This is a genomic window from Bacillus sp. LR_5 (assembly GCF_042709275.1).
In genome coordinates, this window is record NZ_JAVAXX010000188.1 from 1 (window position 1) to 13,167 (window position 13,167).

A 13,167-nucleotide genomic window follows, 5' to 3' on the forward strand; every position below is an offset into this window, starting at 1 on the left:
TCAATGGGATCAAGCTTTGCGGCTTTATTTGCAGGAAGCATGCCGAAAATAACACCAATGAGCATACTGAACAGCACGCCCCCGCATACAACCTGCCAGGATATGAGTGACGGCCAGCCCGCAATGGCTGAAACAAGCGCGGCCCCTCCGTATCCAATACCAATCCCGACCAGACCGCCAATCAGCGTCAATACGACTGATTCAATTAAAAACTGAGTCAGAATCTGTCCCCTCGTCGCACCAAGTGATTTTCTGATTCCGATTTCCCGCGTCCGTTCTGTGACTGATACGAGCATAATATTCATGACACCGATTCCGCCGACCAAAAGGGAAATACCTGCAATTGAGCCGATAATCGTCGTCATAATTGCAGTTACTTTGCCAATTCCGGCCGCAATCTCTTCCATGTTCATCACTTGATACGAATCCTCTGTGCCATGATTGTCATTTACCAGCTGTGCCGCTTCTTTTCCAGCCGATTTTATGTCGTCTGCTGATTCGACCTGCAATGATACGTTACTGAAATCACTTGTGCCAAAAGAGGATTTCATCATATTAAATGGCACATACATTTCACTTAAACCGAAAGAAAGCAAGCCTGTTTCTTTTTTCAGCACGCCGATAATTTCAACGGGCTGTCCGTTTATCCAGACAACTTCACCTAAAGGAGAGGTTTTATCGAACAGTTCTTCAGCCATCTTTTGAGAGATGATTCCGGCTCTATTCCCCGCAAGAAAGTCATTGTCGGTAAATGTTCTGCCGCTTTCGATTTCTAAAGAATTGACATTCATGTATCCATCATTTATTCCGTTAACCGTAGCATCGGTTTCTTCTTCGTGATAACGCGCTTTCATACTTTCAGAAGTCGAAGCAACGACTTGTTTAATGCCTTCTATTCCTTTTAAACCTTTAATATCGTTTTCTGTAAACGTAGATTCAGCTGCGGCGTTCGGGTTGCTTGCAAGCTCCTCGTCGCTAGGCATATAGTACAGCTCCACAGTATTTCCCGGGCCGCTGATCGACTGCTTCAGCATTTGCTCGCCGCCCTGTCCTACCGCAACGACAACAATGACAGAGCCTACACCAATGATAATGCCGAGCATCGTTAAGATCGAACGCATTTTATGGGCAAGGACAGAGCTTAGAGCCATTCTGATGTTTTCCAACAGGCTCATTCTCCCACACTCCTTTGTCCGGAGCTGGCAGGAACAATGTTTCCGTCACGCACCATGATTATCCGATTCGTGCAATCTGCTACTTCAGACTCGTGAGTAACCAGAACGATTGTCGTTCCCTCGGCATTTAATGCTGTAAACTGATCCATAATCGCCTCGCTTGTTTTCGTATCCAGCGCGCCGGTCGGTTCATCAGCTAAAATCAATTTCGGCTCATTCACGATCGCCCTCGCAATCGCCACCCGCTGCTTCTGCCCGCCCGACAGCTCGTTGGGCATGTGGAGCATTCGATCGGCTAACCCGACCTTTTCCAATGCTCTCTCAGCCCGCTCTTGACGTTCCTTTTTGCCTATCCCGGAATAAATCATCGGCAGCTCGACATTTTTTTTTGCGTTCAGCCGCGGAAGAAGCTGAAATTGCTGAAATACAAAACCGATGGACCGGTTACGGACTGCCGCCAGTTCTTTATCTTTATATGAAGAAATGTCTTCGCCGTCCAATTGATATGTACCGGAAGTCGGCCGATCAAGACAGCCGATAATATTCATAATCGTCGATTTTCCTGATCCTGACGGCCCCATAATCGAGACATATTCACCTTGATGAATGTCCAAATCAATAGAATGGAGAACATCAAACGTTTCCTTTCCGATCTGGTAGCTTTTTCGCACATTAGAAAGCTGAATCATTTAGGATTTCACTTCCATTCCGTCAGTCACCTGATCAGATGGATTCAAAATGACTTGATCATCTTGGGAAAGCCCCTCTTTAATTTCTGTCAGGTCATCTGTCACTTCGCCGATTTTGACATCAACTCGCTTTGCTTTTCCGTCTTTTACTGTATACACATAATATTGGTCATCTTCTTTTTTGACTGCCTTTGAAGGAAGCGTATTTGCTTTCCGTTTATCTGTTTCAATATTCATGATAAATTTAAAGCCTGGCTTTCCTTCTGGAAGATTTCCTTTTATTTTCACTTGAAGCGGGTATTGGACCGCCTGTTCTGTTCCTTGTGCCGCAGCGCTCTCCTGCTGATCCGGAACAAGCCCGACTGCGGAAACCGTGCCTTTCCATGTTTTACCCTGTATTACATCTGAAGTGAGTGTGACCTTCTGGCCTTTTTTGACTTTCAATGTATCGTATTCAGACAATTTCCCTGAGACGACAAGGTCTTTTGGGTTGCCGATATGTATGACAGGCTCTTGAATATCTGACTTTTTGGATGCCGCTTCTTGGTTGACAGAAATAACGGTGCCTTCAATTTCGCTTTTCACTTCAAGATCTGATACCCGGTTGGCAAGTGACTGTCGCTGAAGCTCGGTTTGTTTTAATTCGATCTCCGCTGTTTTTTTCTGCATTTGAAGCTCTGTCCGTTCTGATTCGATTTGTTTTTCTGCTTCTTTCTTTCCTACCTGTTTTTCCAGTTCTCTTTCTTTGCTGTCTAAGGCTTTTAACTTTTCTTGAATTTGGTCAATTTGAAGCCGATTGGATTCAGACGTTAACTGGTTCTGTTCTTTTTCCAGGCTCAGCTGCTCATTTGTATAGGTGACTAAAGGCGTGCCCTTTTTAACTTTATCGCCTTCCTTAACTTTAATGTCTTCTAATGTCCCTTTATCCGCTTCATAAAAGACATACTGTTCATTTGAAAATTTTAGCGTGCCAGGAACCATAACCGTTGATGAGATTTCATTTTCTTCAACGCTCCCCGTCTGTATCTCCTTGCCGGCGCTGCCGCTTGTTGGAGCGGCAGACCGGTATATATTGATTCCAACAAAAAGAGCGACTATAACTGCGATTCCAATTCCGATCCAGACTTTTTTCATGAGCTTATGCACCCGCCACAGAATTGATTAAACCTGAAAAGAGCGAAAATACAACTAAAATTCCGAATAGAATGATTGCTGAAATCCATCCGGCTTTTTTGGAGATGCCTCCCGTTTTGTGAAGTCCGATTGCTAATAATACAAAGCTCCAGATGCTGAAAATTTCAAAGGTATTTAACACGCTGGCAAGAGCCCCGTCAGATGGGATAATCCCTGCCAGTGACGTCGTGCTGTAAAGAGGATTCACGTCAGTCGTAAAAGCAACGATTCCATTAACCAATAATCCGAGACTGCTAATTAAAGAGACAAACAGACCGAGAGAAAGCATTTTTTTATATGTCGTAACACCGCCTGATATTTTTACACAGAGCCAATAAATAAGAGGGGCAATAAATAATGCTGCGATACCGCCGATAATAGCGCCTGCCATTCCGCCAAATTTGGTTATTGTTGCGACAGTTTCCATTTGTTCAGCAGATAGCCCTTGCGTATCCTGGCTTTTCAAAAGCTCACTATAATCCGTACCGAGTGATTGCAGCACGGCACCGACGATGATAATTGTTGCAACAATCAAAAGCGGTCCCCATACAGCCGGCCTTTCTCTTATTCTTTCAAATTGAACGGACGGACTTGTGATTACTCCGAAAAGTGAAGGCTTTTCAGTCGCTGTTCCGCTGTTTTTTTCTACATTCGTTTCCATTTCAAAACCTCCTTGAGAATATCTAACAAATAGTACGGGAAGGATATCAAAAAGTTTCATGTTTTTCTAATAAATTTCCAAAAGCCTTCAATATTGAAGGCTTTTCATATTATTCTATCGCTGTGCTGTATTGCGCTTTCACAAGCCCGGCATAAATGCCTCCTTTAGCGAGCAGCTGATCATGGTTCCCTTCTTCTATTTTCCTGCCGTGATCAAGAACAATGATGCGGTCGGCGTCGCGGATCGTAGACAATCTGTGAGCGATCATCACTGCTGTACGCCCTTTCAGAAGCGTTTTTAACGCTTGCTGAATTTTTACTTCTGTCTCTGTATCAATGCTTGCCGTTGCTTCGTCAAGGATGATAATAGCCGGATCGGCGAGCAATGCTCTTGCAAATGAAATAAGCTGACGCTGACCGGCAGACAGTACGCTGCCCCTTTCCTCTACCTCTGTTGCGTATCCTTCCGCTAAATCGGAAATAAACTCATCCGCTCCGACCGCTTGGGAGGCTTTCATCACTTCTTCATCCGAAGCATTTGGCCTTCCAAAACGAATATTTTCCATGATGGTCCCAGAGAAAATAAATGTATCTTGCAGGACAATGCTGATTTGAGAGCGCAGACTGGCAAGGGAAAGATCCTTAATCGGTATACCGTCTATTTTAATGGTGCCTCCGGTCGCATCATAAAAACGGCTGATTAAATTGGCAATCGTCGTCTTCCCGCTCCCTGTATGCCCGACAAGCGCAAGCGTCGAGCCCGCAGGAATAGAGAAAGAAACGGCGTGAAGGGCTTTTCGTTTTTCATCATACGAAAATTCAACCTCTTCAAAACTGATCTCCCCATTTATCTTTTCATTTTGAATGGCATTCGGCTTCTCCTTGACATTTGGCTGTTCGTCCAGAAACTCAAAAATCCGTTCTGATGATGCCATCCCCATTAACAGCTGATTATAGACCTGACCCAGTCTCGAAATAGGTTCCCAAAACATTCCCAGATAGAAAGCAAAAGAAACGAAGACGCCAATCGTAATGGTTTCATTCATGATGAGTGTGGCTCCATACCAAATCAAGACAGCCGTCCCAATCGCATTCGTCATTTCTACAAGCGGACGGAACATGGCATTTTTTCTAGTTGCTTCCCGCCATGATTCGTAGTTCTCCTGATTGACACCGTCAAAATACGCCATGTTTTCTTCTTCCTGCGTAAATGCCTGCGTGACCCGGATGCCCTGAATGCTTTCGTTTAGATGAGAGTTGAGCTTCGATTGCTTCAGCCGTACCGTTTGCCAGGATCGGCGTATTTTTTTTCTGAGACTTGTTGAAATAAAAAACATAATCGGCAATGTCACCATGATGGCTATAGTCAGCTCAGGGCTCAGCGTAAACAAAATGATAATCACGCCGGCCAGAAGCAGCAAGTCGGTCAACAAATTGATGACTCCGCTTGTAAAGAGCTCCTGAAGAGAGTTAATATCATTCATGATCCTGACTAAGATCGATCCCGCCGACCGCTGATCAAAAAATCGATGGGATAAGCGCTGCACATGGGTAAATAAATGCTGTCGCAAATCGTAAATGACATGCTGGCCAAGCTGATTCATCCACCTGATTCTTAACACATTGGCGGCGTAATTGAGGACATATAAACCGCTAATAATAAAAATGAGCTGAATCAGCAGCTCCGAGTTTCTCCCTGTAATCGCTTGATCAAGAACATAAACGCCGATCAAAATGGGGATCACAAGCTTCACAGCAGTGCCAATTAATACGGTGAGAAAAGAAAGCGGCAAAATTGTTTTTCGATATGGTTTGACATAGCTCAGCAGCCGCCACATTTGAGCCCAGTTAAACGGCTTTTCAATGATTTCATCTGAAGAGTAATAGAAACGCTCTAAAATCCCCTGTTTTTTCGCTTGTTTCATTTGGCCCCTCCCTATCCGACCTCATGCGGCTCATTAATCATTTTGACATCACGGTATTGCAAATCGTAAATCTTTTTATAGTAGCCGCCTTTTTTAAGAAGCTCATGATGTGTTCCCCTTTCACGAATGCGTCCTTTATTAAAAACGAGAATTTCATCAGCGTGTTTCAGTGAAGAAATGCGGTGAGCGACGATAAAGGTTGTGCGGTTTTTCATGACTTCTTTTAAGGCAAGCTGTATGCTGTGCTCCGTTTGCATATCTACTGCGCTTGTGGCATCATCCAATATTAAAATGCTCGGGTTCAAGCAGATGGCTCTCGCAATGGCAATACGCTGTTTCTGCCCGCCGGAAAGCCCCATTCCCCTCTCTCCCAGCATGGTGTCATACCCATCAGGAAGCTCCACAATAAAGTTATGAGCCTGTGCCCTTTTTGCCGCTTCGATGACGTCGTCCATTGAGGCATCCGGCCGCCCATACGAAATATTTGATCTAATCGTAGATGAAAACAGGAAGGATTCTTGAAGTACGACCCCGATATTGGAGCGAAGGGTTTTTAACGAATAATCCGTGATTGGTTTGTGATCAATGGTAATCATTCCGCCAACAGGACTGTAAAATCTGGTGAGAAGCTGTGTCACTGAGCTTTTGCCTGAACCTGTCGGGCCCAACAGTCCGATTACCTTCCCGCTGTTTGCCTCAAAGCTTACATTGCACAGCGCGTTTGTTTGTTCTTTCCCGTATGCAAGAGAAACATTTTTGAAATGGACATCTCCGGTTAATTTTTGTTTATGCAAAGCATGAGGATGATCTGTAATGTCTTCTTCTTTTTCCAGAATGTCGAGCAGGCGTTCCCCTGACGCTTTTGCTTGAGAGAACATATTGATGACAAAACCTAAGTTCATAATGGGCCACATCATATAATTGACAAGGCTGAAGAAAGCAACGAGCTCGCCGGGATTGAGCTGATTTTGCATAACCAAGTAACCGCCGTATGAGAGGAGAGCTACAATACAAATGTTACCAATGAACTCCATTAAAGGGAAATACGCAGACCAGATGGATGATGTTTGTAAATACTGCGCCCTGTATTCTGCATTGGCTTTATTGAAAGTGCTGATCTGAAAATCTTCCCTGGAAAGAGATTTAACCGTATTAATGCCGCTGATATTTTCCTGAACTTTTGTATTGAGTTTCGCAAACGATTTGCGGATGCCTCTGAAGGCGGGATGGACTCTTTTGTCAAACCGGTATACCGCAACCGCGAGAAATGGCAGAACAGCTATTGTCACAAGCGTGAGAGGAACAGAATAGTAAAACATAACCGACAGGCTGATGGCTACCAGCAGGCCGAAGCGAATGAGCTCAGCGAGACCGTATGATAAGAAAAAACGAAGCCCTTCAACATCAGCAGTCAGCCTGGACATCAAATCTCCTGTTTTCGCGTTATCATAGTAAGAAAAAGAAAGCCGCTGCAGTTTTTCATACAGACCATTTCTCAGCCGATAAACGGATTTGATCCCGAACATATCACCTAAATACTGATGAAAAAAGGTAGCCATTCCTTTCAAAACCATTACCGCAATAAATCCTAAGCTGACCCACGCCGCAAGCTGAAACTGCCGTCCCAGCACGATCTCATCAATCGTAATTTGCAGGATAATCGGATAAACGACAGTAATTGCAGTCATCAAAAGCATGGCTAGAAGCGACCACATAAACACTTTTCTGTACGGCCAATAATACATTTTTAATCTTTTAAATGTCTCCATATCCAGCACCTTTCCAACATTTATCATCTTCACTATATCGATACCCGAAATAAATTTCTATTATTTTTCAAAATTTCAGTCTAATTATGGAGTGAGTCTCTTACTTTATAGGGAGTAACATATGTAGAATAAACGCTTACAGAAAATCATTGTATGCTGAGGATACTTGGGGATATGCCAATGAAATACAGAAAAACCGGACGGCTGAAATGCCGTCCGGTTTTCATCCCCCGCTGACCGGCGGTATGATGGCTACCGTGTCACCCGAAGATACAGAGGTATTTTCTTTTACATAGCTTTCGTTAACGGCAATCATAGCCGTATCAATAGATTCAAGACCGTATTGTTCTTTTAGACTCGCTTTTATTTCATCTGTGGTTGCTTGTTCCACATCTATTTCTATTGCTTGTGTACCGGCCTGTTCAGCCAGTCCTGCAAATAAAAGAATTTTAATCATGCTGCTCTCCCTCGCTTAGGTCTGGTTTTCCGTTCGGATAAGCTGTTGTTTCTAGCTGGTCGCCGATCCATTGCTCACCGTCTTCCCAAATTTCTTTTTTCCAAATCGGCACAATCTGTTTAATGCGTTCAATCGCATACTCATTGGCTTCATATGCGGCTTTTCGATGGGGAGAAGATACAGCAATCACTACCGCTGCTTCACCGATATCGAGCACACCTATACGGTGCGTGATCGCAGCTGAGGCACCTTCCCATTTTTCTTCGATTTCAGCGCCGATTTGAGCAAGCATTTGCACGGCCATCGGTTCATATGCCTCATATTCAAGCCGAACCGTTCTTTTTCCGTTTGTCCATTCCCGAACCGTACCAATAAATGTTGTAATGGCTCCTGCTTCCCGTTTCTCCACTTTTTTGATGATGTTTTCAGTATTAATGGGTGTTTTCGTAATCTCAAACCGTTCCATTATGCAGATTCCCCCTTCAGCTGTGAAAGCACAAAATCCACGGCAACCGGATCATCCGCATGAAAAACGGGTAATCCCTGATGCTCTGTCATATGCTCTTTTTTTCTATAGATGATGGCGATTATATTTACTGCTTGCAGCGCTTCCAGATCTTCCTTTTCACTTAGGATAACCACTTTAGGATAAGGGGCTTTTTTAAAGCCTTCAATCAGAAGACAGTCTGTTTCGAGAAATTGGTATAACTCGACCAGCCGTGCCAAATCCCAATTGCGGCGGGCAGTCAGCTGTAACACACCAGCACCTTCTACCGCTGTTACATCAGCACCTGCCGCCTTGTAACGGTCCGTGTCTTTTCCTTCCGTGAGCGTTTGCGGTTCACCGCCGTGACCATGGTGCTTCAGGCAGCCCAAATGGACTCCCTGTTCAGAGGCTTTTTCAAGAATGCGCTCAATAAACGTTGTTTTCCCGCTGTTTTGAAATCCTACAACTTGGACGATCGGGAAAGGACGGACCAAGGCCATTCACTTCCATTCTCTTCTCTGATGAGCAGCACTTGAACCGTTCTGCCAGATTCGTAGCCTCGCGTGCCGCCCGGCAGGATAATAAATGCATTGGCATCTGCAAGTGATGTGACAGAGCTCGACTTATCTAAACCAACGGGTGTCGCCAACAGCTTCCCTTCCTGATGGTGCACGAGCGCACGAACAAATCGGGTAAATGGGTTCGGCTTCGGAAAATCCTTGGTCAAAACTGCTTCCGCACAAATTGAATGCGGTGTTTCATTGAGCAGCCATGTCTGGATTATCGGTTTGACAAACAGTTCAAAACCGACATAGCATGCCGACGGATTACCTGAAAGGCCAAACAGCAGCATATCGTTTGCATGCGCCACCGTTGTCACGCTGCCCGGGCGCATGGCAACTTTATTAAACAGCACGTCCGCTCCGAGTTTTTCATAGATCGCAGGCAAAAAGTCAAAGTCACCGACTGACACACCGCCAGTTGTGATCAGGAAATCCACTTTTTTCATCGCTTCTTTAACTGCAGCAAAGCTTTTATCCAGTTCATCAGAGATTTTCCCTAAATAAAGCGGTGTTGCGCCTGCTTCTATCGCTTGCGCATATACCATACTCGCATTGCTGTTGCGGATTTTTCCCGGTTCCAGCGGATCACTGACATTCAGCAATTCGGTACCGGTTGCGATAATCCCGACTACAGGCTTTCTCACGACAGGCACAGATGCGTATCCGAATGTTGCCAAAAGAGCCGTCACTCCTGGTGTCACCCGGGTGCCCTTTGTCAGTAAAACACTCCCTTTTTGAGCGTCCTCACCTGTTTTTGAAATATTATCCCCCGTCTGAAAGCGGCGTTTTAAAGACATAAATGACTTCCCATTCTCCTCAAAGGTTTGAGTCAGTTCAATCATGACGACTGCATCTGCCCCTACAGGGATTTGCGCGCCAGTCATAATCCGCACGGCCTGAAACGGGCCAAGTTTTTTTTCAGATACTGCTCCCGCTCCAATATGGTCAATAACTTCAAACCGAACTGGGTTTTCACGTGATGCATATGCCGTATCGCACGCTCTGACAGCAAAACCATCGTATGGCGAACGGTCAAACGCAGGGACGTGGTGATCCGCAGTTATATCTTCGGCTAAAAACCGATGAAGGCTGTCTTCAAGCGCCACCCATTCTGTTTCACCTTGTTTTTGAAAATGGCAGACACGCCGAACTGCCTCGTCTACCGGTATCGGTGTTCTTTTCTCCAGCATTCTGACCCCTCCTGTTGTTACAGTCCAATCACTCTTGCCAACACGGAGTTGGCTTCTTTCACATCATTTGTTCCATGCACCAGTGCCCGTCCGTCATTGAAAATGACAATTCTGAAATCCTCGTAAAAAATATGCAGCAAAAACGCATTAGCCTCGACCTTGCCGATTGTTTTCAGCCGCTTAATGAGTTCCTGTTTCGGGATTCTTTTTAATGATTCTGACCTTACCTGCACTGTATCACGGCCGCATAATACAGCAGCTTTTGGTGTATTCCAATCCTGAAGATAAGGATATACCGCATTTGCTCCGCAAGATGGGCAATCCTCACGGCGTACATGATTAACGTTAATCTTCATATGCGAATTGTTCCAGACATCAAATGTCACAAAACCCCGCTGTATTGCTTCTATTTGGCCGGTTAACAGCTTAAATGCCTCAGCCTGCTGATATGCTGAAACGATATGCACAGCAGGCGGAATAATGCCGGCAGTATCACACGTCGCCCCGCCGACAGGAATTTGCTCAAACAAACAAGACAGACAAGGGGTTTCTCCGGGAATGACAGTCATGAACATTCCCTGGCTGCTTACACAGGCGCCATAGACCCAAGGTGTCTTTGTTTTCTGGGCAAGATCGTTTATCAGCATGCGGGTTTCAAAATTATCTGTCGCGTCGATCACGACATCTGCTTTTTCAATCAGCGGCTCAAGCGTTTCGGCTGTTCCTTCGGTAACATACGCCTCAATATGTATCTCGCTGTTAATCGCTGATAGATGCTCTTTGGCAGCCATGGCTTTCGGCATGCGGAGTTTGGCATCGCTTTCTGTATAAAGCTGCTGCCTTTGAAGATTGCTCCACTCCACATAGTCACGGTCAATAATGGTAATCGTACCGACTCCCGCTCTCGAAAGCCCTTCAGCTCCTGCAGTGCCGAGCGCTCCCGCTCCGACAATCAGCACATGGCTGTCTGCCAGTCTTTTCTGACCCTCTTCCCCAATTTGCTTAAATCTGATTTGCCGTGAATAACGTTCCTCCATCAAACCTGTTCTCCTTATCTTTTATGTCATCTTATCATGTTATTGCCCCGTCAGTCCCGCTTGAGGGAGTTCGATTTTTCTTCCAAACAGCTAAAATCATCACGTGTATTAATGTTGATAAACTCTGCCGGGTTTGCTCCGATATTTTCAGCCTGTACGTAACAAACCGAAATTCTGCCTAATAAATCTGATATTCTCAACCTCTTCTCAGAAAGCTGATCGTATAGAACTGGCATGATACGTTTGTGGTAAATCGCAATCAATGGCTGCACTTGTCCGTCTGAAATTGGGACTACCGCGTCAGCACCGGCAGTCATCAGACGTTTGAGCTCCAGTATCGTCCTTCTTTGTATCAGCGGTGTGTCACAGGAAAGAACAGTATAAAGATCACCGTCTGTCTTTTTAAAAGCGGTATATATACCAGCCAATGGCCCCATGCCTTGAAATGGCTCAGCATCTTGATACACTTCATTTTCACCGTTTTCTTGAAATCTATCAATAAATTCGGGACGGCTGATGATAACCGTTTGTTCTCCAAGTGCCTCTTTAGCGCATTCGTAAAGCATCCTGCCCTTCCATTTGACAAACGCCTTCGGTTCTCCAAAGCGACGTGAGGCTCCCCCTGCCAACAGTACGTTTACATGCTTCATATCATCTCACCTCTAGTTTCGTTAAAAGCATAGCAAAAGCAAAGGCTCAACGCTACTGCTTGTCTGTTTATTAAAGAGGAATAGCTGTTCAGTATTTGCATATTGTAGTGTTAACATCATGAGGGAGATGGTTCGAATGAAAAGATCAGGTCCTTTTTTCCACGACGTGTCTCAGGAGAACCTTTATTTAAAATCCGAGCTTTCAAGGTGCCATAAGCTGATTGCTGAACTTGAAGCAAGCTACTTTCATCAGAAAAATAACAAACTGCTCAAAGAAAATACCGATATGAAAGAAAAACTCCAGCAGCTGTCTGCCGAATTAACACATATGTCAACAAAAGAAAAACATGCCTCCCACACCAGCCAAACCCTGCATCAAATAAGAACTGAACTGCTTGATAAAATCGTTGTTTTGCAGGAGCTTCTATCTGCTGAAACCTATAAACGCAGAGCCGAAATCGAAGAAAAACATAAACTTCATATTGCTAAAGTCAAAATCGAAGAAGAAAATAAAAATCTTCATAAACGGATCAGCGAACTTCAAGCCTCGATTGAGCAGGAACAAAATGCACTGCTTCAGGCAAAACAGCAAGCCGAATTGATAAAAGCCGAAAACGGGCGTCTAAAAGAGCAAATGGTAGAAAAAGAATATCAGCTAAAACATATTAAAATAGAAGTTGATCATATGAAAGATCGAATCATAGAAACGAAAGAAAGACTGCTAGACATAGAAAAAACGAAAGAAAAATTATTTCACGAAACTATTATATCGTATAAACGGCAACTTGATGAAAGCGATGCCTGGATTGCTTCTCATTTTGCCGATATTGATGGCGGCACGAAACAAAAAGAAAAAACGGAAGAAGAAGCTCCAGCGGCCTACGCGCAGCCAAATCATGTAGAGACTATCCTTGAAGATGTCACCAAACAGATACATGTGCTTCAAAAACAGCTTGCCCACGCCCAATCATCAGACCAGGCCAAGAGCCATACAATCGAAGAGCTGAGAAACAGAGCCGCTGAAGAAAAGCCTTATCAAAAGTGGGTGTATAAGCTTAATCTTGAAAAAGAAAACAAACCTTCACAGAAAAAACCTCAATAAAAAAACTGCTTGAGCGATGCCAAGCAGTTTTTCTTTATATTTATTCATTTGCTGATTCTGCAGATTCGATTTCACCCTCTAAAATGTACTGCCCGCGATATGGCTTTTTCACTTCCGGGTACATTTTAATTAAGCTTTGCATAAACGTTGTCATATTAGGGATTTCAAGACCGCTTTCTTTTTCAATCTCTTTTTGAAGCTCCGAGCTCTTAATCGCCGCGTTGTGGCGTTTTAATGTTTTAATAGCAGCTTCACGCAGCTTAGCTGCTTTTGATCCCGGTCTTGCCGTT

General features: G+C 44.4%; 13 protein-coding genes and 1 pseudogene. 1 reads left to right on the forward strand and 13 read right to left on the reverse strand.

What is annotated here, in order from left to right:
* The 12 genes from skiZ to RAC86_RS26595 form a co-directional block, all read right to left on the reverse strand.
* Positions 1 to 1,175, reverse strand: a 1,175-nt coding sequence (gene skiZ, locus RAC86_RS26540) for a sporulation-delaying-protein transporter subunit SkiZ (RefSeq protein ID WP_377886196.1), incomplete at its 3' end; no start/stop codon positions are given.
* A complete protein-coding gene (yknY, locus tag RAC86_RS26545; RefSeq protein ID WP_029725930.1) occupies positions 1,172 to 1,864 on the reverse strand; it encodes an ABC transporter ATP-binding protein YknY in 693 nt (230 codons plus the stop codon). The genes skiZ and yknY, both read right to left, overlap by 4 nt.
* Entirely contained in the window at positions 1,865 to 2,998 is a 1,134-nt protein-coding gene (locus RAC86_RS26550; protein ID WP_015715815.1) for an efflux RND transporter periplasmic adaptor subunit, read from the reverse strand. It lies immediately after the preceding gene.
* A gap of 4 nt (positions 2,999 to 3,002) precedes the next feature.
* Positions 3,003 to 3,698, reverse strand: coding sequence for a YknW family membrane protein (gene yknW / locus RAC86_RS26555; protein WP_029725928.1), 696 nt, complete (start codon positions 3,696 to 3,698; stop codon positions 3,003 to 3,005).
* A 109-nt stretch (positions 3,699 to 3,807) separates the two neighbouring features.
* Positions 3,808 to 5,622, reverse strand: coding sequence for an ABC transporter ATP-binding protein (locus RAC86_RS26560; protein WP_029725927.1), 1,815 nt, complete (start codon positions 5,620 to 5,622; stop codon positions 3,808 to 3,810).
* 11 nt (positions 5,623 to 5,633) lie between these two features.
* On the reverse strand, positions 5,634 to 7,391 hold the full coding sequence (locus tag RAC86_RS26565) for an ABC transporter ATP-binding protein (protein ID WP_119899297.1): 1,758 nt from the start codon (positions 7,389 to 7,391) through the stop codon (positions 5,634 to 5,636).
* Positions 7,392 to 7,614: 223 nt separating this feature from the next.
* Positions 7,615 to 7,848: a molybdopterin converting factor subunit 1 gene (gene moaD / locus RAC86_RS26570; protein WP_014476678.1), complete on the reverse strand. Its 234-nt coding sequence runs from the start codon at positions 7,846 to 7,848 to the stop codon at positions 7,615 to 7,617.
* Entirely contained in the window at positions 7,841 to 8,314 is a 474-nt protein-coding gene (locus tag RAC86_RS26575; RefSeq protein WP_003232367.1) for a molybdenum cofactor biosynthesis protein MoaE, read from the reverse strand. Before RAC86_RS26575 ends, moaD begins: the two co-directional genes overlap by 8 nt.
* The gene (gene mobB, locus RAC86_RS26580) at positions 8,314 to 8,835 is read right to left on the reverse strand and encodes a molybdopterin-guanine dinucleotide biosynthesis protein B (RefSeq protein WP_029725925.1); all 522 of its coding nucleotides are present in this window, start codon (positions 8,833 to 8,835) and stop codon (positions 8,314 to 8,316) included. The genes RAC86_RS26575 and mobB overlap by 1 nt, the downstream gene beginning before the upstream one ends.
* Entirely contained in the window at positions 8,796 to 10,088 is a 1,293-nt protein-coding gene (locus RAC86_RS26585) for a molybdopterin molybdotransferase MoeA (RefSeq protein ID WP_038427631.1), read from the reverse strand. The genes mobB and RAC86_RS26585 overlap by 40 nt, the downstream gene beginning before the upstream one ends.
* A gap of 17 nt (positions 10,089 to 10,105) precedes the next feature.
* Complete coding sequence (locus RAC86_RS26590) at positions 10,106 to 11,125, reverse strand: molybdopterin-synthase adenylyltransferase MoeB (protein ID WP_017696813.1); 1,020 nt, start codon at positions 11,123 to 11,125, stop codon at positions 10,106 to 10,108.
* A gap of 50 nt (positions 11,126 to 11,175) precedes the next feature.
* Positions 11,176 to 11,775, reverse strand: a complete 600-nt coding sequence (locus RAC86_RS26595; RefSeq protein WP_021479380.1) for a molybdenum cofactor guanylyltransferase — start codon at positions 11,773 to 11,775, stop codon at positions 11,176 to 11,178.
* Between the two features lie 136 nt (positions 11,776 to 11,911).
* On the opposite strand from RAC86_RS26595, the gene cse15 reads away from it, so the two are divergent.
* Positions 11,912 to 12,877 carry a spore protein Cse15 gene (cse15, locus tag RAC86_RS26600; protein WP_377886198.1) on the forward strand — a complete coding sequence of 322 codons (966 nt, stop codon included), beginning with the start codon at positions 11,912 to 11,914 and terminating at the stop codon, positions 12,875 to 12,877.
* A gap of 40 nt (positions 12,878 to 12,917) precedes the next feature.
* On the opposite strand, the pseudogene rok reads toward cse15, so the two are convergent.
* Positions 12,918 to 13,167, reverse strand: a pseudogene (gene rok / locus RAC86_RS26605) (transcriptional regulator Rok); the annotation flags it as partial.

Bases quoted from the DNA above. Each gene is read 5' to 3' on its own strand.
- cse15 (WP_377886198.1), top strand. From the start codon at position 11,912: ATGAAAAGATCAGGTCCTTTTTTCCACGACGTGTCTCAGGAGAACCTT.
- RAC86_RS26585 (WP_038427631.1), bottom strand. From the start codon at position 10,088: ATGCTGGAGAAAAGAACACCGATACCGGTAGACGAGGCAGTTCGGCGT.
- yknY (WP_029725930.1), bottom strand. From the start codon at position 1,864: ATGATTCAGCTTTCTAATGTGCGAAAAAGCTACCAGATCGGAAAGGAA.
- RAC86_RS26550 (WP_015715815.1), bottom strand. From the start codon at position 2,998: ATGAAAAAAGTCTGGATCGGAATTGGAATCGCAGTTATAGTCGCTCTT.
- RAC86_RS26590 (WP_017696813.1), bottom strand. From the start codon at position 11,125: ATGGAGGAACGTTATTCACGGCAAATCAGATTTAAGCAAATTGGGGAA.
- RAC86_RS26595 (WP_021479380.1), bottom strand. From the start codon at position 11,775: ATGAAGCATGTAAACGTACTGTTGGCAGGGGGAGCCTCACGTCGCTTT.
- mobB (WP_029725925.1), bottom strand. From the start codon at position 8,835: ATGGCCTTGGTCCGTCCTTTCCCGATCGTCCAAGTTGTAGGATTTCAA.
- RAC86_RS26565 (WP_119899297.1), bottom strand. From the start codon at position 7,391: ATGGAGACATTTAAAAGATTAAAAATGTATTATTGGCCGTACAGAAAA.
- RAC86_RS26560 (WP_029725927.1), bottom strand. From the start codon at position 5,622: ATGAAACAAGCGAAAAAACAGGGGATTTTAGAGCGTTTCTATTACTCT.
- moaD (WP_014476678.1), bottom strand. From the start codon at position 7,848: ATGATTAAAATTCTTTTATTTGCAGGACTGGCTGAACAGGCCGGTACA.
- RAC86_RS26575 (WP_003232367.1), bottom strand. From the start codon at position 8,314: ATGGAACGGTTTGAGATTACGAAAACACCCATTAATACTGAAAACATC.
- yknW (WP_029725928.1), bottom strand. From the start codon at position 3,698: ATGGAAACGAATGTAGAAAAAAACAGCGGAACAGCGACTGAAAAGCCT.